Consider the following 24,592-nt stretch of genomic DNA (forward strand, 5'->3'; position numbering starts at 1 on the left):
GGACACTGCGGTATTTATTATTACAGAATATAATGATTAAGTGACCTTGTAATTATCAAAACTCACGCTTCAAAACTCGTAAGTCGTTCTCAATAAAATATTCAAATAGTTTTAATTTCACAAAACCTCCATGCAACTTAAATTCTTGGCTATTCTAGCTGCAGGATTGGCTCTTACTGAGGCTTGGCAAGCTCACCATATTATACCTAAAGAATTAATTCAGAGTAATGTTGTACTAAGGAATGCCATAGACCAAGGTTTTGATTTTAATAAATTAGTTAATTTGCTACCGCTTTCTAATGCAAGGCATTTAGGCAGTCACCCGAATTATACAGCTCAGGTGACCAGTTTGATTGATGAAATTAGTGTTGATTTATCTCACTTGACGGATAAACAAAAATTGGAAAAAGCTGTTGAAGTAATAATTGAAACTGTAAATACCACCTCTGGAAAAATTAATGATTTGACATTTAGCTTATGAGATATTACTTATTAAACCGCTCACTGAAAAGGAAAGATGTTGGAGTTGCGTTTGGTCAAACTTCAGAATTATGGGATTTAGATTTTATTAAAGGGATACCATATATTAAACAATTAGAAAGCCTTCCAAACTATCATGGTAAATTAAGGAATGATGAATTTCCGAATTGGAAACCACGTATTAAGTTTGAACTAACAGAAAAAGGAAAAAAAACAGACTTAGTGGATATCCCTAATATTAACTGTAATGGTATGTTGGTAAGCCCGAAATTCAAAGAATTATTGGAAAAGTTTAACCTTATGGAACATCGATTTTACTCTGGAAAACTAAAGGTTGGTGACTTTTTTATGAAGTATTTTTGGTTTCACCCTAAGGCTAACTATTTTGAATGGTTTGATTTCAACAAAAGTAAAGTGCTTTTTAGACTGGAAGACAATCCTCTTATTTCGATAAAATCATATGAAGACTATCAGAAATATCACAAAAAAGGTGGCTTTAAGTTGGAAAAGGTTGTTTTAAATAATGCCTTCCCTGAGTACGATTTGTTCTACCTTCCTTACCTTAATAGAAATACTGAGTTTTTCATTTCTGAAACCTTAATGAGAGCAATCAAAAAAGAAAAAATCACGGGAATAGAAATAAAGGAGCAGGATATTATATAGTACTCAGTTTATGAGATATTTTCCCTCCGAAGTGTCTGCTAAAAGGGACACTGCGGTATTTATTATTATCCTGCTTACGAGAGGGAGATAATTCAAAATTACTCTCTTGAAATTTTATTTAATGGAACATGGATTTCAAACGAAGATTATTGAAAATATGACACGAGTATCAAAGATTACGGGGATTAGTTTCATTTTTCTATATATTGATTCTTCCAAACTTTAATAGCCTATTAGCGTACTTAAAATTGCAAAATGGGTATTGGAAAGTTTATAGCTATGACTATTCCAAAGGTGATTTTACCAAGGCACATGCGGCATATGAATTAACTCTTTACGGCAGGTTAGCAAGTTTTCATTTTCGAAATGACACTTTGTATTCGCCATTCAACGACTATTTAAGAGTTGGTTGGGGTAATAAGTTAATAACGTCTTGGGGAAGTTATAAAATTATTGAGGTAAAAAAAGATACGATAGTGTATACAATTTTCAGTAGACCTTATATTGTAAAAGATACAATAAATAAAGAAGTAAAGATAGATGTACCTAGCACTTGGGGGGTTGTATATTTAAGTAAAATGAAAAACCCAATCCTTTCTGAATTACCATCGGAAATTGAAACATATATTGGTTATTAGGAGAATTTAGGTTGATTATATTGTAATGTTCCCCCCCAGCATTGTCTCCCAACGGGGACAAAACGGCCTTACATGGTGAAAGCTATAAAAATAGAAAGTCTCACCTTTAGCACATGGCAACAAAGGTAAAACGAGAAGAAAAGAAGGCAATGTTCTCCCCCTAAAGCGGGAGAGGTATAGGATGGTTTTTAGACTTATTATTTAGCTTTTGAAAAATTTATGGAATATGCAGCAGAGTCCCTTTCAGGAGACTCAGCTGAGGTACTTGGAGATTTAACTGGATAGATGGATCCGACTGGATTACGGTAAATTATAGCGAAAATGAAGATGATTTTAGAGAAATAAAATATCATGCAAAACATGAATTAGATTCTTTATTGATCTACAAAGAAAAACTAAGATTAAAAGAAATGGGTAGAGAATATAGTCTCTATTATAATAAGTCACTTCAGCTTAGGCTAGAATCGGAGAAGCTAGCCCAAATTATAAGACTAGATACAACATCCTATGAAACAAGAAGTAGCATTTTTGATATTACTACTTTTTTACCTCCTGATTCCCTTGGAGAGATTTGTTTCTAAATAATTTACTTCCCCACCGCAGTGTCTACGAAAAGGGGCACTGCGGTATTTTCTTTACACAAATTCTATTCCCCAAAACAACCAAGCTTTAGATTTGCATAAATTGCAGCTGAGCCATTTGGATATTGAACAATCGTAGAAATCATCATATAGGTCAGAAGACCTATCAATACCAATACGAGGTCAGGAAGACCTCGCACAGCGGGCTTAGTAAAGTAAATAGATAAATGAAATATAGTAACCTTTTAATAATAGCCTCTCTTCTTATTATTAGTTTGATATTCTTTTCCTGTACCGATGGGATTTTCCCTTCCTTGCAAAATATACATGTCGAGAACAATACGAACCATGAAATTGAATTTCTTTCATATAGTAATGGTGAAAAAATAGATAATTATAGTTTTTAGTTAAAAGGAGGAGAGTCGTTTGATTATGTCGGAAATATTACCCGAGGTGTGAAATATTTCAACTTTTTCTCACCTTACGCAAATGATTCTTTAGCACTAAGATTAAATGGGAGTGAAATATTTAGTATAACCTGCAAAGGTTGATTTTATGAGATGCCCTGCACTAACACTATTCCGGAATTTGATTTCCTTCTCGCCCTCCCGGGAGCTCGTGGTGCTGAGGCAGTTGATTTAGATAAACCGATTAAAGTAAATGGAAGAAGAGTTTCTTATATTCTAATTTTTGAAATTGAAGAAAGTGACATTGAGGGTTTGAGAGAGTTACAGATGAAGGAAGAATAGAATATTCTCTCGACCACAGTGCCTTCTATAAGGGGTCTTTTATGAATTTCTACCTTTATATTCTGATAACTTTTAATTGTCAAATCGTACGATGCCAAAACTTTCCCCACTGCAGTGTCTACGAAAAGGGACACTGCGGTATTTATTATTACAGAATATATAATGATTAAGTGACCTTGTAATTATCAAAACTCACGCTGCCAAAATCGTAAGTCGTTCTCAATAAAATATTCAAATAGCTTTAAATTCACAAAACCTCCATGCAACTTAAATTCTTGGCTATCCTAGCCCTAGCTACGTTCTCCTGCTCAAAAAATCAAGAGATAGAACCATTAAAGAATTATCAGGAAAAGTGTGTCATTCAGCAGGAGACAAAATTGAATTATGGTTCTGTAAATACAGATGAAATTTATGAGTTTGATGAGTTCCTAAATAAAACCAATTACTCTTTTATAAATTCTGCTGTTACAGCATATACCTACACTTATCAGAATACTTATGAAGGTACTAAAATCTAAAAACCATAGTTTCCTATCAGGGTACAGAGACTGGCAAAATAGAGTATGAGCACCACGCTACTGGCGAGCTTTTCAGAACTACGGAAACCAAATTAAATGATGCAGATTTTCTACTAATTCAGGAGTTTGATAAAGAAGGGAGATTAACAAAAGAAGTAGAACAAGATGCGGCTAGCCATTCAGAGCAAATTCATGCCTATGAAGGAGAAAATGAAATACTTTACCATTTTTTATATAATGGGGAGTCCGCCTTTAAATATGAAACATTCTTTAGACCAGATGGTCAAATAAGTTATGTCATTTACTCTTCTGATAATTTAGGAGAAAGCCAAACCATGTACATTTATGATGATTCTGGCCTTTTGGCAGAAATAAAAAGAGATGGAGAATCTGACGTCTTTATTTACGACAGTAATAATATTTTACAGAAAAAAGTAAATGTAGTCCGAATCTATACCGCCACTTTTAATACATATACCAAGTACGAGTATAACACCAAAGGGCAAATAGTTAAAGAGTATGAAAGATGAGAGCTCATACCGCCTAAAAGAAGGCTATGAATATCATGAGAATGGCAATGTCAGCAGACATGACTACTACAGCCTAACAGGAGATTTGTATATAAATTACAGCTACTTTTATGACGAAAAGGAGAAATATACAGGTAAAAAATATTGGAATGAAAACGGCATTTTAACTTCCGAGAATGTTAGAAAGTATATTTGTGCAGATCTACTCCCAATAAGCATATTCTTCTTCTCTTTTTACCGTCCATTGGCCACCTACTAGCTCAGAAATAGTTCGGAGCGTTGGTTTGTTCTCTTCATCAGATTCAACATCTATTTTAGAAACTTTGTTTTGGAAATTAGACCTCATGGCCACTAAATTATTCTTAGAAAGAAACAAAACATCAAAAGTGAAAAGGGGGAACTCGCTTTCTATAAACTGATTAAAGTAATTATCTTTTTCGTCATACTGAAATTCGAACTCCTCGTATTTTCCGATTTCTTGTTACGCTCATTCCTGTTTCCAAATCCGTCCATTTACGACGTTTGACGTGAAGGAACACTTTGTAATTATGAATCGGAAAGTCTTGGATGGTTATTTCATCATAGAAGCCTTTTGAATGAAGTTTGGTTTTGATAATTCCTCTGAGGTCTCCAACTTCTCGCCTTAATAAATTCGCAGAATTTCAGTCCTTGTCGACCTTTATCGGATTGGAATTATCCACTAACAATTCAGGTCATAATAGCTTTGCTAATTCTGCCAAATCTTGACTTTTTAAGTTTTCTCAAAATTCAGAATTTCATAGCTACCCCCAACTTTTGTTCTTGATCCGTTAATTGCTACAAGATAGACACCATCTCTTAAAGCTGTTGAAATTCAATGAAACGCTAGGTGTAGATAATAGCTATCAGTATTCTAAAACTATCATTAAATATTGGCATAGTAGTATGAATTAAATAATAAGTGTTATATTGACACTTAAAACAGAAAAGAACTTTCACATTAAATTTTAATTTTGGAATTTTCTTTTCTAACAACATGAAAGGCAGTTGTTTATCAAAAAGTCAATAAGTAAAACATTGTAATTCATCTAATAAAACCTATCTAAATTATATTTCTAAATAAGCAGTAACTATTCAAACTTATGAAAAACCTTCATTTAAGCACATTATCATGCCTTTGCTTGGTGGCAATGTACTCATGCTCTCAAGTATTACCCAAAAATTTAAAGGACTCCTACAAAGATGACTTTTTGATGGGTACAGCATTAGGAACTCCGCACATTCTCCAAAAAGACGCCAAAGCTGATGTAATAATCAAAGGACAGTTTAACGCTATCACACCAGAAAATATCATGAAAGCAGAGGTGATTCACCCTGCGATAGACAAATACAATTTTGAACTTTCTGATAAATACGTGAACTATGGTAAGGACAATAAGATGTTTGTGGTAGGTCATACATTGATATGGCATTCGCAGCTTCCTAGTTTTGTAAGTGAAATGACTAACGCAGAGCAGGTAAAAGGTTTTATGGAAGAGCACATCGCTACAGTGGTAGGAAGATATGCAGGTAAAATTGATAGTTGGGATGTAGTAAACGAAGCCCTTAATGAAGACGGTACGCTACGTGAATCGGTCTTTTCGAAAACGCTGGGAGAAGACTTTATTAAAGATGCATTCGTACTGGCTGCAAAAGCCGACCCTAAAGCTGAATTATACTATAATGATTACAATATTGAGCAGGCTGCTAAACGCAAAGGGGCGATAAAATTGATTAAAAAACTCCAAAGTGAGGGTGTCAAAATTGACGGTGTAGGTATACAGGGACACTGGAGCATCAATACTTTAGATTTGGCAGAAATAGAAGATGCCATAAAAGATTATGCAGCCCTAGGTATCAAAATTGCATTTACTGAACTAGATTTGACTGTACTCCCTAACCCTTGGGATTTGCAAGGTGCAGATGTGAACCAAAATTTTGAAGGAAGCGAAAAGATGAATCCTTATACTTCAGGATTGCCAGCGGAAATAGACCAAAAACTAGCAAATAAATACGAAGATTTATTCAAGCTGTTTTTGAAATACAAAGATAACATCAGCCGTGTAACCTTTTGGGGCATAAATGACGGGCACTCTTGGTTAAATGGTTTTCCTATCAAAGGTAGAACTAACTATCCATTGCTTTTTGATAGAAACTACGAGCCTAAAAAGGCATATTTTTCAGTTATGAATCTTAAAAATTAGAACCCTTTAACCGTTGAGCTTTTATGAGTAATCAATCTCAAAAACTTTCTGTTTTAGAAAAAGTAGGCTATAGTCTGGGAGATTTGGCTGCTAATCTGGTGTTTCAAACACTAGTGACCTACCTGGCTTATTTCTATACAGATATTTATGGTCTAAAACCTGAAGATGCCACCTTGGTGACTCTTTTTGTGGGTCTTTTTGCCGCTTTTGTGTTTAACCCAGTGATGGGGGCCGTAGCAGACCGCACCAGTACTCGCTGGGGTAAATTTAGGCCTTGGATTTTGTGGACGGCCATACCGCTCGGTTTAGCAGCATTATTAGCCTTTAGTACTCCTGATTTTTCTTATAAAGGGAAAGTCATTTATGCGGTTATCACCTATAGTTTATTATTGCTTCTTTATGCTGCCAATAACCTTCCTTACTCCGCTTTAAGTGGGGTAATCACTGGTGATATGGCGGAGCGTAACAGTATGTCAGCCTATCGTTTTGTTGCGGTGATGTTCTCGCAGTTTTTTGTGCAGGTGTTTATGTATAACCTCATCTTAAAAGCTGGTGATGGCGATAAAGCCCTAGGTATCGAAAAAGTAATGACCATATTGGCCATTGTTGGTACTATAATGCTTCTGATTACCTTCTTAACCACCAAAGAAAGAGTAGTGCCGAAGCCAGAGCAGAAATCCACTTTGAAAGAAGATTTGGGAGATTTATTTAAAAACATCCCATGGATCATCATGCTGATAGTTACTACTTTGGTTTTCATCACGCTGGCCCTTAAAGGCGGGTCTTATGTGTATTATTTTGAAAACTATGTTAGTCAAGACGCCTTAACTGGCTTTTTAGCTCCATTAAAACCGTATTTGCCCGCCTTTGAAAATGACATTTCTATGGGTCTTGGTGTTTTTAACGGTGGAGGTATTTTAATCGGCCTTATAGGTATCATGCTATCCAAAACATTGGCAGATAAGTATGGAAAAAGAAATGTATTTGGAGCATCGCTCCTTGTCTCTACTTTATTCATTATAGTATTTTACTTCTTTCCGCCGCAGTCTGTAGGTCTCATATTTGGTTCTCAGATTTTACATATGTTTTTCTATGGCATTAGTACCCCTATTTTATGGACCATGATAGCCGACGTAGCGGATTATTCAGAATGGCTAAATAATCGTAGAGCCACGGCCATTATTTTCTCTGCCATGATGGTAGGTCTGAAAGGTGGCTTAAGCATTGGTAGCTCCTTGCTAACGCTAATTTTAGGAATCTTTAACTACGTACCTCAGTCGAGTAGTGAGCAGTCTGCCGAAACCATAAACGGCATCAAAATGCTGGTGAGTATTTTCCCAGCGGTTCCATTTTTGATGGCTGTAGGGCTCTTATTTTTCTATAAAATAAACAAAGCCATGGAGTTGAAACTAGAATCAGAATTAAAAATCAGAAGACAAGAAAATTAAAATTACCTATTATCGAAATGCCAGAAAATAGCATAGAACATATTGATTTTAAAGAGTTAAATGAAAAAGCGATTTCCCAGCCATTAATCAAAAACATTTATACGGCAGACCCCTCTGCACATGTATTTAATGGCAAAATCTACATTTACCCATCACATGATGTCGATGCTGGAGAGGCCTTTGATGATTTGGGAAGTCACTTTGCTATGGAAGACTACCATGTTATTTCCATGGATAAGGTGGACGGTGAAGCTGTAGACAATGGTGTGGCCTTGCATGTAAATGAGGTACCTTGGGCAGATAAGCAGATGTGGGCACCAGATGCCAATGAAAAAGATGGCAAATACTATTTGTTTTTTCCCGCCAAAGGTTATGATGGAATCTTTAAAATAGGTGTAGCGGTAAGCGATTCGCCTATTGGGCCTTTTACACCACAGCCTGAAGCTATCAAAGATAGTTTTTCCATTGATCCTGCCGTTTTTAAAGATGACGATGGCGAATACTACATGTATTTCGGTGGAATCTGGGGAGGGCAATTGCAGCGTTGGAGAGAAGGCAAATTCAATGCATCGCAAGCTGAAAGCCCTTTTGCTCATTTACCAGCAGACAATGAACCAGCTCTTTGCCCTAAAGTAGCGAAAATGACTGATGACCTGCTGGAGTTTGTTCATGAAGCCAAAGACCTTGTGATTCTAGATGAAAATGGACAGCCATTGCTTCAGGGAGATATCGATAGAAGGTTTTTTGAAGCCGCATGGATGCATAAATACAATGGGAAATACTATTTCTCATATTCCACAGGTGATAGTCATTTTATCTGCTATGCTGTAGGTGATAATCCCTATGGTCCATTTATCTACGCTGGTAAAGTATTGGAGCCTGTGGTGGGCTGGACCTCGCATCATTCTATCTGTGAGGTAGAAGGCAAATGGTATTTATTCTACCATGATTCTAGCTTATCTGAGGGTGTTACGCACCTAAGAAGTGTAAAAGTGGCTCAAATACATTATAACGAGGACGGCAATATTCAAACCTTAGTGCCTTATAGCTAACCCAAAAAAGGAAATCTTGACGGTTTCCTTTTAGATATCCTTACGCTTCGACAACGATAGGTCTAATTCTTTCATTTTTTTATTGCATTTGCTCAGGAGAAAGTGCCGTCGGCCTTTGCTCTGATCACATGGTATTGCAGCAAGACGAGACAGAGATTTTTTTTGGCTTGGCTTCTCCTAAAAAGAAAATTTCCATATCCTTGAAAAGGCAAAAACCATGGCCGATACCAAGGGGAACAGGGAATTTAAGACCCTTTCCCAAAAACAAGACAACTGAATATCAATAGTAGAGAATCCAAGCTTATTTATTTTTCAGAAAGTATTGGCTCCATTTGTCCGGAGCTTTATTAACGAATTCACTGCCTTTATCAACTTTAATCGCGATTCATCGTTACAAACACAAATTGTTCGTTTTAAATCAAAACTAGTTTGCTCTATTTTTAATCTATCCGATTTATTTGGAAGACCTCAATAATGTCTAAAAAATATCTCACGCCTGCTTTATAAACCAATGCGATACTACTCTCTATATTATTTATACCTTTCGAGATTATTCAATCTGTTTTTAAATAATTGCACTATTTTGGCCGGTACACGAAATAGGTTGAGCCTATTACGACTTCGTTTTACGGTAAAATTATCTCTCTTTGTGAGATAGTAATTTTGAAGTCCAAGTTTATTGTCAGGTCTTTCTTCATTACCTAGATTATTGAAATGGAGTAATGAATAAATGAAAAATATAATTAGTCCTATACTTCCGATAATTAATTCCATTACATATAAATTTAAGGTTTAAACTTGTGTCTAAATGTGAAACCCAAAAGCAAAACGAGGTCTAACAAAACCGGTAGGAAACCATCCAGGTTATTGATACGACTAGCACCTTTGTTAGTCGTAATTTTAAATGCTATAATGGGAGTAAAACCAATCATGCCATTTTTTGTTTTTGGGAAATATGAATTCTTTCTGTATGAATTCTTTCTGAATGTTATCATAAAAAATCATTCCTTATGTAAAGGCGATAATTTTTGAAATGCCGATTTTCAAATGGATTTCAATATCAACCTTGTAATTCCCCCTTTGCGGACAGCAACTTTTGAAAATCTCCTACTTATAAGAACTTTATGGTTCGTTCATGACGATATCTGCAAAAAATGAATGTACTATTTCGGCTACTTTTTCAAATGCATGGAGGTATTTTAAACCCGCTTTATTCATTAGAAAATCTCCCGATTTTATCGGGGTCGTAGCTAAATTGCTTCAAATCAGTATACTTCGTCTAGCTCAGCACAGGCTACACCCATTTAAACTCAATCACCAGAACCCTTCGACATTGGCTCAGGGAAAACGCTATGCTAACATTCTTTAAATGTCTGATTTATTCCACTTTAAAACTCATTACGTTTCTCCAATGCATAAACCGGGTTAAACGTGGGTGAGGAATCGATCATGATTCTATTTATTAAAAGTTTCTATTCAATGTAAGTGAATTAAATTCTACAACTCCTCAATGACTTTTTGCAACCGTGCTCTTATTTCCGTGGCTATGTCAACTAGTTCTTCATTTTCTACTGCCTGCATTGAGGCTGCAGGGTCAACGGCAGAAACCTCTATCTGTCCTGCTAATTTTTCCTGAACAATAACATTACAGGGCAGCATGGTTCCAATTTTATCTTCTGCGAGTAAGGCTTTGTAGGCAAATGGTGGATTGCAAGCCCCAAGGATTTTATAATTATAAAAATCCACATCAAGCTTTTTCTTTAGTGTGGCTTTGATATCAATTTCTGTAAGAATGCCAAAGCCTTCTGTTTTCAGAGCCTCTGTAATTTTTTCTATGGCTTCATCGAAGGTTATATCTACAAGTAATTTTGAATGATAGTAATTCATACTGGATGGTTTTTATTATGGTGTTTTTTGTTATAACAATTAAAATAGTAATGCTGAATTATAGCAAAATTCCTTAGATGACTCCTTCTAGTTATGAAATTGAAGAATAAAACAACTTTTTTAATGGTATAACGAACTGCTATATTAAGTTGGGTTTGCTATTGTTCAGTAGCTATAAATCTATTTATGGTGATAATGGCTCCCTACGGATTCAGATGGACTTCCCCATCTATAACAGCAGGCACCTGCATCAATGCCCTTTTTGTATTCCTCGCACAGTTACCACAACTCATTCCAAGTAACTCATATTCCATTTTCATATTATTAGTTTTTTAATTAGACAATCCCTTTATCGGAATAGGAAATATAAAATCTGCCAGTATATTATGATGGGCCCGCAACACGTGTTCTTTAAATGAGTTCATACTGCTATGAATTGCAGACACATACTCCTCTTCCAGTTTCAATACTAAGTTTTCGAGAATAAATAATTCTTTGTTTATAGCGGCTTCTCTTGCTAATTTTTCTGAAGGCAAGTCCTTATCTAAGTGCATTATATTATTTTCAAAATATATATCGGCTTCTTTGTAAAAACTAAAAAGTAAAGGATTGCAGGAATAAGTTTTGATGTGCGAAAACTTGATAATTGCTTGCATTTCTTTGGCATCCAATTTATTGTCATTATTAGCCGCTAGAAGCGATATAAAACAAGGAAGTTTTAGTAATTCTTTATTTTGAGATTCTGTGAGTTCTTTAAATGGTTTCATTTTCTGATTGATTAATCTGATGTATAATCTGTAACAGGGCCTGAATTCAAGAACCCATCGTCGCCGCCATCTACATCTCCAGAGGCATTGTGTTTTTGTTTTGCACTATCTACAGCACTGCGATATGGCGAAGCCGTCTTATTATATGGCTTAAATTCTGAAATGTAATAGTCTGTATCAACAGTTGCTTTCTGCAAAGTTTCAACATCCAAAACCTCTTTTGATGTGATTTGAAGCTGCTTTTTTTCTGAGTCAATTTTTACTGAAATTACACCTTCAATATCAGTAAGTATGTTTTGTAAAATTGTGGCACAGTCTCCTGTTTTCATGCCAATAACGGTGTAAGTAGTTGAAATTAAATTTTCCATAGTTTTTTTTATGTCAATATGAATAATAATTATTTTTTTTCGAGAAGCTTTCTTGTCTCATGATATTCCTCATTTAACCAGTAGCTATTCTCTTTTGTAAAATGTGGAGCGGTGAATCTTTTTCTTTCGCTGGCCAGGTAAACCGCAGGGCATAGCGAAAATCCAAAAGATAACAGTGAGCCAAACGATCCATCAAATACGCTGCATTCCTCTAATGTGATATCCTGTGTGCATCATATTTTATATGTTATAAACGAGTTCTTTTAATAAATTTTAGCAGCGTGTTTACCGCTAATTACTTTATTTGTTGCTTTCTTTATATACTATAATTCTTTTAAAATGGATCATTCAGTTCGCTTACTCGAATGAGTTTTTTGTTAACAAACTCCTGAATTCCTAACGCTGATAGTTCACGACCAAAGCCTGAACGTTTCGTTCCACCAAAAGGAAGATCGGCTTGTGTCCATGTAGGATGATTGATGAAAACCATTCCGGTATCGATTTGGTCAGCTACTCTTTTTCCACGTTTGATATCTTGTGTAAAAACAGAAGCACCCAGACCAAAGACAGAATCATTGGCTAGAACAATGGCAGCCTTTTCGTCTTTTACGACATAGAAGGAGGCCACCGGACCAAATAATTCTTCATGGTAAGCAGCAATGCCAGGCTTCAAATCGGTGAGTATGGTAGGTTCCATAAAGGCACCTTCACGGTCTGCCCGTTTACCACCCAGTAAAACTTTTGCTCCTTCATCAACGGAACGTTTCACCTGATCAGCTAAATGAACAGCCGCTGCTTCACTACTTAAAGGGCCTAACTCTGTAACGGGATCCATCGGATCACCCACTTTCATTTTTGATAACTTGTCCTTGAACTTTTGAATGAACTCTTCTGCTATAGCTTCCACAGCGATAAACCGCTTTGAGGCCACACAGCACTGACCGTTGTTATTCATTCTGCCTACCACGGCCCATTCTACTGTTTTTTCCATATCGGCATCTTCCAGTATAATGAACACATCGTTACCACCGAGTTCGAGCACCACTTTTTTCAAATGTTTTCCGGCTTCCATGGCAATACTTGCACCTGCTTCTTCACTTCCCGTTAAGGAAACCCCTTTTATTCTTTTATCTGAAACCAATGCGGATGCACGTTTGCCAGTGATGAATAAATTGGTATACAGGCCTTCAGGAGCTTCAGCTTCGTTGATAAGCTCTTCAATGGCAGCTGCACATTGTGGAACGATGGAGGCATGCTTAAGCAAAATGGTATTGCCCACCATAATATTAGGAGCTGCAAACCGAGCTACCTGATAGAATGGAAAATTCCACGGCATCACACCTAACAATACCCCAATGGGACTACTTCGAATAATAGCGGTTCCATATTCTGGGTTAAGTACTTTATCGGCAAGAAAGGCTTCCCCATGTTCTGCATAATAATCAATGATATCGGCACTCAAGTCAATTTCTGCCTCAGCCTGAGCCAAGAGTTTACCCATCTCTAAAGTGATGGTTTTGGCAAGTACTGCTTTCTTAGCACGCATGAGCTTAGCTACTTTATGTAATAAAACAGCTCGTTGTTGGTAGCTGGTTTCTTTCCAATCCGTGAAAGTGGCCTGTGCTTTGGTAACCTTTCCGTCAACGGCCTTTTACGTCATTTCTTCAAAGGACTTTCCTTTCTTATTTGTATTGGGATTAACTGTTTGAATTGACATCTTCTAATCGTTTTTAAATTGTAATCTCATAGCGGATATTCCACTTTTAGTTTAGCCAAAGCCAAAGAATAACCTTCCAATTCTTCGGAATGTCTTGACCAAATTTGTAGAATGCTTTTAACTAGACTTTCTAAAGGTGAGGTCTTCTTTAGTAAATTGTTTTACACAAATAATGACGATGCTTATATAATTCACACATTAGAAAATGTGTGACAAATAGATACAGTATGGGCTGACTTTTTCATTTTCCAAATCAATTGATCACATGCAGCAATACAATTTCTGCGTGCATCGCTTTAGCTATATTAAAACCAGTTTCAGCAACTTTTTAGGAGGTAGGAGCATAGTCTAGCGTTATAAGTACTTTTTTCATAATAGGTGTTTTTTGTTAAATTTTCAATGATCGTATGTTAATCATCAGTACCCCTATATATATTATACGATTTTTTGAAATGCTTGTATGATTCACACATTTGGAAGAGTTTAATTAATTGACAATAAGATTATTGAGTTGTAATAGTTGATTGAAAGAACAGCTAAGCACATCGTTTTCCGTTAAGATTTAAGCACATTTACTACTACAACAATGGTTTTCTTATTGCCTTAATGATAGAACCAGTTTTTTAATAAATTCAGGGGCTCACAGTGGTTACATCTTGTGCCGGTCTAACTTCATCAGGTGTTTTTTCCATATCTCTGTCGAATGTGTATAAAGCATTACTGCTCATTTTCTCACCTCCTGCTATTTTCATTTTATCTAATAGATTCATAGCAAGCGTTTCCTCTTCTACTTGTTCATTAACAAACCATTGCATAAAGTTCCAGGTTGCCCAGTCCTCTTCTTTATGGCTTATTTTCGCTACTACATAAACGGCTTTTGTATTATCTACTTCGTGCTGGAATATTTTTTCAAAACAGTTGAATAAACTCACGGGGTTTTCTGGGGGAGCAGGAATTGGGGACACCTCTACTTCAGCACCTCTTTTTAGAATATATTCCAATATTTTCATCATGTGATTTCGTTCTTCATGTGCATGCCTGAAAAGGAAATTGGCAACACCTCCGAAGCCTTCTTTAGCAGCCCATGCCGCATACGCCAAATATATTTGTGAAGCATGTGCTTCTTTTGTCATTTGCACATTCAACACTGTCGCAATAGTTTTTGAAAGTCTGTTCGTATTCATATGTTTTTTATTTAAAATGCTTCTTTGATGATTGATTTTTTGTCAACCTTTAAATCGGCTAATTGCTTTTCTATGGCTTCCATCATGGGCGGTGGTCCGCAGAGGTAAAACAGTTTATTTATTCCGCCACTGTTTGCTTTTATAAAATCTTCGCTTATCATTCCGTTTGAATATCCCTCCACTTTTTCATCCGATAAAATGTTGATGAAATTGTCGCCTAATAATTTTTTAAATTCATTTTCAAGTATAATATCCTCCCTTTTTTTGTTGGCAAAGATTAGTTTGTTGTTCCCTATTTCCTTTTTCGACTGAAGATCTCTGAAAATGGAGATAAAAGGGGTAATCCCTGCACCCCCAGCTATAAACGTACCTTCTCCTTCATAGTTGATAGCACCAAATACCTCATTTAAAATCAGTTCGTCATGTGCTTTTAGAGTCAGCAATTCGTTGGTCACTCCATTGTGCTTCGGATAAGTTTTAATAGTAAATTCTAGGTACTTATCCTCAGGCAAACAAGTAAAAGTGAAAGGCTTTTTCTTATCCTCCCAACCGTTTTTGTCTATGGAAATATCTGTGGCTTGTCCCGGCTTGAAGGTGTAATTCTTTGGTTTTTCAGTAACGATTTTCAACACATCATGGGTGACTTTGTTAATTGACTGAATCTTTACTTTATGTTGATTTTTCATGTTTTTTCGTTAATTCACAATACCCAAAATGAGTCAACAAATAATGCAGATGCCCAAGATTGGGCTAGGCCATGAAATACGCTTTCTTTGATTCTAAGCTGCTCATTTTTAAGATATTCAAAGTTGACTTAGTTAGGGCAGTATAGTGTTATACAACTTTAGATATTAGTTGTATTATTCACACATTGCTAGAATAGCAAGCAGTTTATTATCAAGATGCTATCCTGATTGATGGCTGAGGATAGGATGTCAGTCAAATTTGGAAAAAGAATGCCGCTCGTAGGATTTTACCCGAACAGAAATTCACTTTCAGATGCGTTTGGATACTATTTTACCAACAAGGGTATTGGCTTCTATGCTAACTAATTTCCCATTAGCGTAAGTATAAGTAGAATGATTATTGTCTGGTGTAATCAATTGATATTTTCCTGTATCTATTCGCTTCAATTGTAGCATTTCTACGTACATGTTTGAAAAAACCTGAGTAACCTTTAAAGGTTCTTTAAAGTAAAGATCGACTACACAAAACCGAATGGGTTTACTTTTCATTTTATCCTTCACGCCATTTCGTTCTCGTTCATAAAGGCGGAATCCAATCTTTCTAATGGTGGCATTCACATCACTAGATTTACGACTTGCGTTTCGGTAAGCAGTTCCTTCAATTAGAATGCCTTTTTTTTGAGTTGTTCTTATTTCTGATTCCATGTAGATAGGAATTAAGAGAAAAGTGCTCTTCGTGTCGACGGTCAATTCTTTGAATGATTTCGAATCTGACTTAGTCTCCTGTGCGTGTAGCGTACCAATTTTTTTACCCTTAAAGATGACCTCAAAAACAGTTTCTTGTTTTTGAGCAAATGCCAAGGTGCATGTGAACAGGAAACAAATAAATAGTCTGAAGTTTAGTTTTAACATGATTTTAATGTTTCCTAAGTAATAATTTTGCCGTATTTACGGAGACCAATAAAGATAGTGACTGGTTTGTTAACATTTGCTGATTAAGGTCATCATACTTTCGAGTGTGTGTCTTTTAGTTGTTTACTGAAATTGATTTTCATAAAGTCCGACTTTAAAAACTAGGAGGAGCTAGGAATAAAATTAATAAGGGTACATTTTATATGGTTACTGGCTCTGTGATACGGTTTGGGCTGTGGTGTTGGTTTTGCGAATCGAACGCTTTTCTATCTTACCATTGTTTCTGCGACACATTTAATTAATTCTTTTCCTAAGTGGTATGAAGAAACAACTTCCTGATATGTAACTGTATTTGGGATGTGCCCTTCATGTGCGAAATCGTTTCTCCAAGTGATTAAATTATTATAAGAATTGATTACACTTTTACCTTGAGTTGTTAGCAAGTTTTTTTCAAGCTTAATCATTTTTTTCTTATATCTTTTTAAATACTTCAAACCAAATTTCTTTACATAATCTTCTTTTATACTATTATATTTAATTCTGCCATTAATTCTATCGAAATGGTTTTCTGCATAGGTTCCAAAGACACTATTTTTTTGTTTTGCAAAATCAATAAATATTTCTTTGAGTGCTAATTCATAAACTGTAACCGCACTGACTGAAACAAATCCAATATATCTTGAACTAATCCACGGATCCGTAATTGCTCCTACTACTACGTCAAGATGATTGATCATATCATCCGCCATTGTAAAATGAGATGTATATGCCATTTCAATTAAATAAATGCCCGTTAACGAAATCAAATCTTTCCCTGATTACTGATGGGTCAGTCGTACCAATTGTTGTTAGTTCTTCTAATTTTTTAGTCAAAATCATTTCATTATACTTCATATTAAAATTTTCTGGAATTTTATTTAAATTTTTCATCATCGAGACCATTACTGAATCTAATGTTGAAGAACTTAATCGAGTTCTTAGATGAAATGGCTTTTCGCCTAAAGTTTCACTTAAATATTTAGTCGTCTTTATAAACCTATCACTAAACTCTTTCACAGATTTTGTATCTCCATTTTGATTCTGTTTCATGGACACATTCAAAAATTCTTTCATTGGTTTCTCATAGTCCGCCATTCTTGTATATAAAGCAAACAGTCTAAGTACTAACTCTACGTCTGTTTGATGTTTATTTACGTTTTTGCTTCCTAGAATCAACCTCCAATTTTTATCTTTATTAAGTTCCCTTAGAATATTGACAAAGTCGCCTCTAAAAACTACATTTCTAATTTCTTGTGATTTTAAAGGTGTACCTCCTGTATTCAATCGTTCAAATATGTGATACATACTGGTACTTTCTCCTTTTGGCGTTAATTGGCGAATGTTAATTGCTCTAAGGACCGTGTTATCAAGTTTTCTCCTATCTGAATCTCCTAATTCTTCATAAGTTTTTTTGTAATACGGACTAAGTTCGTTTAAGCCTGATAATCTAAAAACCTGCTTACGGCCTTTTGTATTTTCATTGCCAAAAAAACCATTAAAAAAGTATACAGTGCTTAGAATCCTTTGCTGCCCATCAATCACGAGGTTTGAGTTTTCTTCATCAATATAGAAGAATACTGGTGGGACTGGTAATCCTAAAAGAAAAGATTCAATGAGTAATGATGACTGTTTAATTGACCATACAAATTCTCTTTGGAAGTCTGGTATAGTTATGCCTCCCTCATTCCACATATTTACGATTCCTTTAAGTGTAAAATCCGAGGGATATGTTGCAATATCGAAAGTTTGATAAACCGCTTCGTCTTCAATAGTTTCTTCTATTTCTAATTCTAAATCTTCATCCTTCATATTTGCTTATTTTTAATGTAATTCCTTATAAATAAGTGAAAAGTGTTTCCCCTTTTTCTGTTAATTGTACAATTGCATCTATCACTCCGTAAGTTAAGAAATCAAAGAATTCCTCTTTCAAAAAGCCCTAGAGAAAAGCATTTTATTTATTATTCGGTATTGGCTGGGCATTAGATAAGTAGGCGGTATTTATTAAGTCTGATTTAATTCAAATGCGTAGGTATAACTAATGATGCTTTTGTCTTTTGCGTTTTCTTTCCAAGCTTCTCCCAAATGCGTTTGTTCTATCATGTCTTTTGTGTTAGTGGATTTAAAAGCCATTGATACTTTCTCTAAAACTTCTAATTCTGATTCAGAAAATAAATCGGCATTAAATGCTCTGTCGGGTCTTGCTTTAAATTGTTCGCCAGTATATCCTTGAGGGAATTCTTTGGTGTCAATGTCTATTACTTTATTATTGGCTAGATATTCAAAAATACTTTGAAAATTGGTTGGAACTGGGCCCATTTCTATGGCTTTGTACCTTACACCACTAATAGAAAAACAGCTTTGTTTGAACATTAAAAAATCCGCATAAAATAACAGCTTGTTCATTTTGGTTTTATGAGGCTGTACTTTGTCCGAAAAATAGACTACCATTTCGGTGAATTTATCAAAGTTTGGGTTTCTATAGCCAGAGTAAATATCGGCTAGATGGTGGCCCAATAAATATTCTTTAAAATTGAGATTGAAAATATTTCGTTTTCTTTCTTCTACCAATAATTGTGCTTTCTGAATATACTTTTCTTTTAGTTTTTCTTCCAATGTACCCGATAGTTCTACCATGTCGATAAACCTTTTAGGGTCTTCAGCCATCTGAATCAATTTGGCATTGGCGGTGCTTGGTATTTCACCAGTTTCGTATTGCCTATAAGTGTTTACGCCAAGCCCTAAAATTTCGGACATCTTGGCGGCGGCTAATCCGTACTTTTCTCTAATGCCTATTATTTCGTCAGGAAAAGGAATGTTGAATTTGGCTCGGTATTGGTTATATAACTGATTTATATTCACTTCATCTGTGGACGTATTGGTAAATTGTTCTCCACTATCTTCACATTTGAAATAATGAAAAACAATTTCAAATGTTTCCTTTCTAAGTTCCATTGACCGTTGTTCTTTGGTCAGTGTCATTTCCTTTCCCGTAATTGGACTTTTCAATTCGTATTATTTTAGAGGATATTTCATTTTATGCTCTGCCAGATGAAAAGAGATGCAGATAACAGCAAAGCTCACGATACCCATAGTGATTTGATATATACTTCTTTTTTCTTGACAGCTTTACCAAACACCCACATATCAGCACCTCCGTAAAGTTTTTCTTCAAGCGGCCCTTCGATATAATCTTTGGCCTTTAGTGATTCTAAAACTTTCTTTCGGTCAATAGGTCGGATTTCTAAGTCTGCCAAAGCTTGTGCATTTTTGCCTCTATCGTCGCGAAAGAGTACATCCCTAAACTTCATCTTTTCTTTGAAGTCCTTTAAGAATTAATCAACCACTTCTTCTTTGCTCATAATTAGGTTTGATACTGTAAAGGTGCATATTTGTTTTTGAAATCAACTATAAAGTTGTAAAATATGGTGTTTGGACGAAAATATAAACCTTATAGTGATATTAATAAACTTGAAATATTTTGGAAATATTTACAATTAACCTCTAATTAAAGTCCCCATTGAAATTAGAAAACTTATTATTCGGTAAATGGCTAATTAGAAATTGGAAGATTTTTATTTCAACACTTGTTTTTTATCTAAGAGCCTACTTTTAATCTTACCATAGGTCAAATCTTGCACCGCTTTGTTTTCTTCTATGGCCAGTGAGGCTATAATGGCGGCACTTTGTCCCAGCACCATAAATACAGGCTCCATACGTATAGACCCAAAGGCTATGTGGGTTGCACTCAGGCAAACAGGCACCAGCAGATTAGATGCTTCTTCTTTTTTAGGGACTATGGAGCGATAACTTATAGGAAAAGGGGCTTTCACATGAGCTTCCACATTCCCTTCGTTTGAGGCATGGCCTTTGGCATTTATATAACGCTGTATATGATGGGAGTCCATGCCATATGCAGCCATACCCACTGCATCTTGCACCTTTTCTATGCCCTCACAGTGTTTTTGGTTCATCACCACATCTGCTATCATTCTTCTGGCTTCTCTAATGTAAAGCTGTTGCTGCCAGCCATCTTCCCGCTCAAACTCATCTTTTGAGGTGCCCCATCTGCTTACTTCCTTTCTAATGTCTTCTGGTATTCTTGGGTGATTTGCCAAACTCCACATGAGACCTTGCTGATAGTCGCGGTGTTTGGTCACTATGTGCTCTCTCTCTGCATAGCTAGCTTCTGGGTAAGCATAATTCTGTCCTATAAAATCAGTAGAAAAACCATCTCTGTTATTTGAGTCCGTTTTTCTGTTGGGCATTTGGCTGTTTATCCAAGGTATTCGGGCGTATCCTGCTTCATAATTTCGAAAGAGCAATTCATAATCTTGCTCATTATAATTGGCAGGTTTTTTAAAAGGAATTCTGTTCTCAGGATGGTCTGTGAGGCACATGCGGAAGCAATAGGATTGTATTTTATTATCTCCACTTCCATCTTCATCTTCTATGATGTTAATTCCAGAAAGTAGTCCAGAAGATGGGTCTCCGGCTCTGGTGTAAGGGTCCACACTCGCCACAAAATTATGATTTATCCCATTTCTAGATAAAACGCCAGTGAGTGTTCTGCTGGTGTCATTGGCCTGGATGCCGTTTAATGATTCTCCATATTGTGCATTGGCTTCTCTTCCTATGGTGTATGTTACGCCTGCAGCTGCCAAGAGGTCGCCCTCATAGGTGGCATCAATAAACATTTTACCACAATATTTTTCTCCAGATTCCATAGTAATGCACTCAATGGCGGCACCGTTTTTTTGTACGTCTAAGTTTCTGTCGAGTCTTTGTTTGTATATAATTTTAATGTCGAGGTCGTGTGTCATTTCATGAAAAATTTTCAATGCAACTGAAGGCTCAAAAGTCCACATGGCATCCTCATGGCTTGCGGTGGTGGTTTGGCCTCCATCTTTATATTCAGACTTGTTTTGCCAAACCCAATTGGTAGAATCTTGGTAATGTTCTCTGATGTTTTGATAAAACTCACGGGCTATGCCCCCAATTACCTGTTTATTGCCAATGTCTGTTTGACCCAATCCTCCTGTGGTTAGTCCTCCCAGACGATTCGTTGGTTCTATTAATATCACAGATTTCCCAAGTCGTGCCGTTTCAATGGCGGCAGATACACCTGCCGAAGTTCCACCATAAATAACCACGTCGGTCATGTTTGGTTTTTTTGTGGCACATGAGAAGAGGATTCCCGTGAAGAGGATTACCGATATAAGGTTTGTTTTCATGTAATGTTTTTTGGCTATTGAAAAAAAAGTATGATTAGTCATATGACAATGGCTACCCAAATTTACAGTATTTTTTCTTCTAGCTTCCATTTGGTAAACCGTTCGGATTTCGGTGTTGCACTTTCAGGCTAAAGCATCACGTACCAATTACTTTCAGAATTATTTTTACCCTAAATAGGGCGTTTCCTAAAATTGATTTTTAGGATAACAAAACCTATGGTTCCTGCTACAATGGAACCCACTACTATGCCTATTTTAGAAGCGTTTATTACACCCGCATCTGTATAGGCTAAATTTGTTATAAATAAAGACATGGTAAATCCTATACCTGCCAAAAAACCGACACCTATTACCTGTGTCCAATTAACACCGGCAGGTAATTTTGCCCATCCCAGACGAACACTAAGCCAGGAAAACAAACTGACGCCCAAAACCTTTCCTACTAATAAACCGAGTCCTGCAGCCAAGGTTACTTTGTCCAATAGATTAAATTCATTTCCAGCAATGACTATGGATGCATTGGCCAATGCAAATATGGGCATCACTAGATTGGCAGTGAAATCACTCAGAGAGTTTTCTAAACTTTGGACGGGCGACTGTACTTTTTTAACACTTTTTGCGATGTGGTCAACCGCTGAAATCTGTTTTTCCCCCAACACAACATAAGAATCTGGCCATTCAGCATTTTCGAATTGTGTTAAGCTAGTTTTAGTTTCCTCAATAAAATCATCCATTCTTATTTTTCGCTTAGCTGGAATGGTTAGAGCAATGAGCACACCAGCTACTGTGGGATGTACCCCAGATTTTAGAAAGCAAAACCACGCAAAGAAACCTATGAAGATATACAGTGTTAACATGCGGAGATCAAAATAATTAAAGACAAGTAACATCACAAACAAACCAGCAGCTGCCTGAAGATACACCCATTGGATATCGTTGCTATAAAAAAATGCGATAATGAGTATAGCTCCAATATCATCCACAATAGCGAGGGCGGTAAGAAATACTTTTAGCCCAATGGGCACTTTAGGGCCTAAAAGACTTAGTATTCCCAAGCTAAAGGCGATATCGGTGGCCATGGGAATGCCCCAACCTTTGGCCATTTCAGTATTTCCGACCACTAATAAAAAGATGATGGCAGGCACCAGCATACCTCCAATGGCCGCACTTAAGGGCAAAACCACATCCTTTATAGAGGACAATTCCCCAGCCAAAACTTCACGTTTGATTTCCAAGCCAACCACAAAAAAGAATATGGCCATTAGTCCATCATTGACCCAATGAAGCAAAGATTCTGACACTCGAAAAAACCCAATACCTAAAGCTAACTCGTAATCCCAAATATCGAAATACACATCTGCATAAGATGAATTGCTCCATATTATGGCAATTATGGCCGCTACCAACAATAATATTCCAGCCGACGATTGTTTTTCCAAGAATCGCTCGAATGGACTTAAAACTATGTTTGCTATTTCTTTGGTCTTTTTTCTCGTCATTTTCTAAATCTAATCCTTCTAACTAGAATCGTTTACACGACATTGTGATGTTCTTCTTATAGTCCTAATTAATCACTTCCTTTCCAATATAAAAACCATTTTTCGCCAGCAAAAACCAGAATTACTCCGATGGCTGAAACAATAACCACAAAAATGTCAGAACTGGCTTTGACCCATAAAAAAGCACTTAATACAATGAAGTCAAGTACTAATGCTGATATCAATATGATGCCATTGGCATTTACATCTTTTCTCAAATGTTTAAACACACCCCAATGAACAATCATGTCCATCACCAAATAAAATATTGCTCCAATGGAAGCAATTCGTGATAGGTCAAAGAAAATGGTTAAGGTAATGGCAATAACCACAACATAGATTAACATGTGTTTTTGTACACTTCCAGACATTCCGAAATGGCTGTGCGGTATAAGCTTCATTTCAGTTAACATGGCGGTCATACGCGAAACCGCAAAAATGCTGGCAATTACGCCCGAAATGGTTGCTATAATGGCTATTCCTACTGTAAAATAAAGCCCAAAATTTCCAAAAGCAGGCCTTGCTGCTTCTGCTAAAGAGTAATCTTTTGCCTTGACTATTTCAGTGATTGAAAGACTCGCATTTACCGAAATGGCAACTAAAAAATAGACTACCGTGCAAATGAGTAAGGAAATTATAATTGACCTTCTTACATTTTTGTGCGGCTTGGTGATTTCGCCTCCGCTATTTGTAATCGTGGTAAATCCTTTATAGGCCAAGATGGAAAGTGCAATAGCCCCTATAAAACTTGCAGCCGAATAATTTTGGGTATCGTTAGAAGAAGGCAGCATATCGCCTAAAGAGAAATGGGCTGCCCAAAGTCCGCCAATAGCAAACACAATAATGCCTACGATTTTAATAAATGCCATAAACTGGGAAGTTTTTCCAATAACCCTATTTCCCGAGACATTTATAATATAGGCAAATATCAATAAAGCAACACCTAATGCCGGCACCCAAAGGGAATTCATCTCCATATCAAAAAGCTGCAAAGTATAAGTCCCAAAGGTTCTTGCCACTAAGCTTTCATTTATAATCATGGAAAGTGCCATCAACACAGAAGCCGCTGCAGTTAGTGTTGTTTTGCCATAAGCTTTCATTAAAATCATGGCAATGCCTCCAGCAGATGGGTAAGCATTAGACACCTTAATGTAAGCGTAAGAGCTGAAACCAGAAATGATGGCTCCGATGATAAAGATATAGGGAAACCAAGTTCCGGATAATTCGGCTACCTGACCTAATAATGCAAAAATTCCAGCTCCAATCATCACACCGGTGCCAAGAGCCACGGCACCTTTTAGTGTTAAACTATCTTTTTTGTAATTGTCCATTTTTGTTTTGGATTTTAATCTTCATGTATGCAGCAAGGGAATAGCTTTTCC

At 36.2% G+C, this 24,592-nt stretch carries 24 protein-coding genes and 1 pseudogene; 10 read left to right on the forward strand and 15 right to left on the reverse strand.

All coding sequences use genetic code 11. The features are described 5' to 3' along the window. The first annotated feature begins 130 nt into the window (after positions 1-130). From ACTBZY_RS05390 to ACTBZY_RS05420, 7 genes are all read left to right on the forward strand, one after another. Positions 131-481, forward strand: coding sequence for an AHH domain-containing protein (locus ACTBZY_RS05390; protein WP_463045315.1), 351 nt, complete (start codon positions 131-133; stop codon positions 479-481). Then, positions 478-1,143, forward strand: a complete 666-nt coding sequence (locus ACTBZY_RS05395) for an imm11 family protein (protein WP_463045316.1) — start codon at positions 478-480, stop codon at positions 1,141-1,143. The genes ACTBZY_RS05390 and ACTBZY_RS05395 overlap by 4 nt, the downstream gene beginning before the upstream one ends. A gap of 248 nt (positions 1,144-1,391) precedes the next feature. After that, positions 1,392-1,781 (forward strand): hypothetical protein, encoded by a 390-nt coding sequence (locus ACTBZY_RS05400; protein ID WP_463045317.1) that lies wholly within the window; start codon positions 1,392-1,394, stop codon positions 1,779-1,781. A gap of 1,141 nt (positions 1,782-2,922) precedes the next feature. Next, positions 2,923-3,111, forward strand: coding sequence for a hypothetical protein (locus ACTBZY_RS05405; protein ID WP_463045318.1), 189 nt, complete (start codon positions 2,923-2,925; stop codon positions 3,109-3,111). Positions 3,112-3,371: 260 nt separating this feature from the next. Next, positions 3,372-3,629: a hypothetical protein gene (locus tag ACTBZY_RS05410; protein ID WP_463045319.1), complete on the forward strand. Its 258-nt coding sequence runs from the start codon at positions 3,372-3,374 to the stop codon at positions 3,627-3,629. A gap of 335 nt (positions 3,630-3,964) precedes the next feature. Further along, complete coding sequence (locus ACTBZY_RS05415) at positions 3,965-4,159, forward strand: hypothetical protein (protein WP_463045320.1); 195 nt, start codon at positions 3,965-3,967, stop codon at positions 4,157-4,159. Further along, complete coding sequence (locus tag ACTBZY_RS05420) at positions 4,149-4,418, forward strand: hypothetical protein (RefSeq protein ID WP_463045321.1); 270 nt, start codon at positions 4,149-4,151, stop codon at positions 4,416-4,418. The genes ACTBZY_RS05415 and ACTBZY_RS05420 overlap by 11 nt, the downstream gene beginning before the upstream one ends. Before the next feature lie 181 nt (positions 4,419-4,599). Here ACTBZY_RS05420 and ACTBZY_RS05425 read toward each other — a convergent pair whose 3' ends face one another. Beyond that, positions 4,600-4,776, reverse strand: a complete 177-nt coding sequence (locus ACTBZY_RS05425; RefSeq protein WP_463045352.1) for an ISAon1 family transposase N-terminal region protein — start codon at positions 4,774-4,776, stop codon at positions 4,600-4,602. A 504-nt stretch (positions 4,777-5,280) separates the two neighbouring features. Here ACTBZY_RS05425 and ACTBZY_RS05430 point away from each other — a divergent pair. The 3 genes from ACTBZY_RS05430 to ACTBZY_RS05440 are packed head-to-tail and all read left to right on the forward strand — an operon-like array spanning position 5,281 to position 8,881. Next, a complete protein-coding gene (locus ACTBZY_RS05430) occupies positions 5,281-6,381 on the forward strand; it encodes an endo-1,4-beta-xylanase (protein WP_463045322.1) in 1,101 nt (366 codons plus the stop codon). A 23-nt stretch (positions 6,382-6,404) separates the two neighbouring features. Continuing rightward, on the forward strand, positions 6,405-7,829 hold the full coding sequence (locus ACTBZY_RS05435; protein ID WP_463045323.1) for an MFS transporter: 1,425 nt from the start codon (positions 6,405-6,407) through the stop codon (positions 7,827-7,829). A 17-nt stretch (positions 7,830-7,846) separates the two neighbouring features. After that, positions 7,847-8,881 (forward strand): glycoside hydrolase family 43 protein, encoded by a 1,035-nt coding sequence (locus ACTBZY_RS05440; protein WP_463045324.1) that lies wholly within the window; start codon positions 7,847-7,849, stop codon positions 8,879-8,881. 1,497 nt (positions 8,882-10,378) lie between these two features. On the opposite strand, the gene ACTBZY_RS05445 is transcribed toward ACTBZY_RS05440, so the two are convergent. The 14 genes and pseudogenes from ACTBZY_RS05445 to ACTBZY_RS05510 all read right to left on the reverse strand — a co-directional run bounded on the left by ACTBZY_RS05445 (position 10,379) and on the right by ACTBZY_RS05510 (position 24,541). Continuing rightward, positions 10,379-10,768, reverse strand: a complete 390-nt coding sequence (locus tag ACTBZY_RS05445; protein ID WP_463045325.1) for a DUF302 domain-containing protein — start codon at positions 10,766-10,768, stop codon at positions 10,379-10,381. Positions 10,769-11,100: 332 nt separating this feature from the next. Then, positions 11,101-11,535: a hypothetical protein gene (locus ACTBZY_RS05450; protein WP_463045326.1), complete on the reverse strand. Its 435-nt coding sequence runs from the start codon at positions 11,533-11,535 to the stop codon at positions 11,101-11,103. Positions 11,536-11,546: 11 nt separating this feature from the next. After that, complete coding sequence (locus tag ACTBZY_RS05455; RefSeq protein WP_463045327.1) at positions 11,547-11,903, reverse strand: heavy-metal-associated domain-containing protein; 357 nt, start codon at positions 11,901-11,903, stop codon at positions 11,547-11,549. 334 nt (positions 11,904-12,237) lie between these two features. Next, positions 12,238-13,539: pseudogene (locus tag ACTBZY_RS05460) on the reverse strand (NAD-dependent succinate-semialdehyde dehydrogenase); the annotation flags it as partial. A 713-nt stretch (positions 13,540-14,252) separates the two neighbouring features. Then, on the reverse strand, positions 14,253-14,804 hold the full coding sequence (locus tag ACTBZY_RS05465) for a ferritin (protein ID WP_463045328.1): 552 nt from the start codon (positions 14,802-14,804) through the stop codon (positions 14,253-14,255). An 11-nt stretch (positions 14,805-14,815) separates the two neighbouring features. After that, positions 14,816-15,490: a ferredoxin reductase domain-containing protein gene (locus tag ACTBZY_RS05470; RefSeq protein WP_463045329.1), complete on the reverse strand. Its 675-nt coding sequence runs from the start codon at positions 15,488-15,490 to the stop codon at positions 14,816-14,818. A gap of 309 nt (positions 15,491-15,799) precedes the next feature. Then, positions 15,800-16,402 carry a DUF6134 family protein gene (locus ACTBZY_RS05475; protein WP_463045330.1) on the reverse strand — a complete coding sequence of 201 codons (603 nt, stop codon included), beginning with the start codon at positions 16,400-16,402 and terminating at the stop codon, positions 15,800-15,802. A 266-nt stretch (positions 16,403-16,668) separates the two neighbouring features. Continuing rightward, positions 16,669-17,175, reverse strand: coding sequence for a HEPN domain-containing protein (locus tag ACTBZY_RS05480; RefSeq protein ID WP_463045331.1), 507 nt, complete (start codon positions 17,173-17,175; stop codon positions 16,669-16,671). Between the two features lies 1 nt (position 17,176). Then, positions 17,177-18,250 carry a GmrSD restriction endonuclease domain-containing protein gene (locus ACTBZY_RS05485; protein WP_463045332.1) on the reverse strand — a complete coding sequence of 358 codons (1,074 nt, stop codon included), beginning with the start codon at positions 18,248-18,250 and terminating at the stop codon, positions 17,177-17,179. A gap of 192 nt (positions 18,251-18,442) precedes the next feature. After that, positions 18,443-19,447, reverse strand: a complete 1,005-nt coding sequence (locus ACTBZY_RS05490) for a type II TA system antitoxin MqsA family protein (RefSeq protein ID WP_463045333.1) — start codon at positions 19,445-19,447, stop codon at positions 18,443-18,445. 71 nt (positions 19,448-19,518) lie between these two features. Beyond that, a complete protein-coding gene (locus ACTBZY_RS05495; protein ID WP_463045334.1) occupies positions 19,519-19,749 on the reverse strand; it encodes a hypothetical protein in 231 nt (76 codons plus the stop codon). A 264-nt stretch (positions 19,750-20,013) separates the two neighbouring features. Then, positions 20,014-21,672, reverse strand: a complete 1,659-nt coding sequence (locus ACTBZY_RS05500; RefSeq protein WP_463045335.1) for an FAD-dependent oxidoreductase — start codon at positions 21,670-21,672, stop codon at positions 20,014-20,016. A gap of 170 nt (positions 21,673-21,842) precedes the next feature. Then, entirely contained in the window at positions 21,843-23,171 is a 1,329-nt protein-coding gene (nhaA, locus tag ACTBZY_RS05505; protein WP_463045336.1) for a Na+/H+ antiporter NhaA, read from the reverse strand. Between the two features lie 68 nt (positions 23,172-23,239). Further along, the gene (locus ACTBZY_RS05510) at positions 23,240-24,541 is read right to left on the reverse strand and encodes an APC family permease (protein ID WP_463045337.1); all 1,302 of its coding nucleotides are present in this window, start codon (positions 24,539-24,541) and stop codon (positions 23,240-23,242) included. Positions 24,542-24,592 lie beyond the last annotated feature (51 nt).

It is taken from the genome of Arcticibacterium sp., from assembly GCF_055134445.1.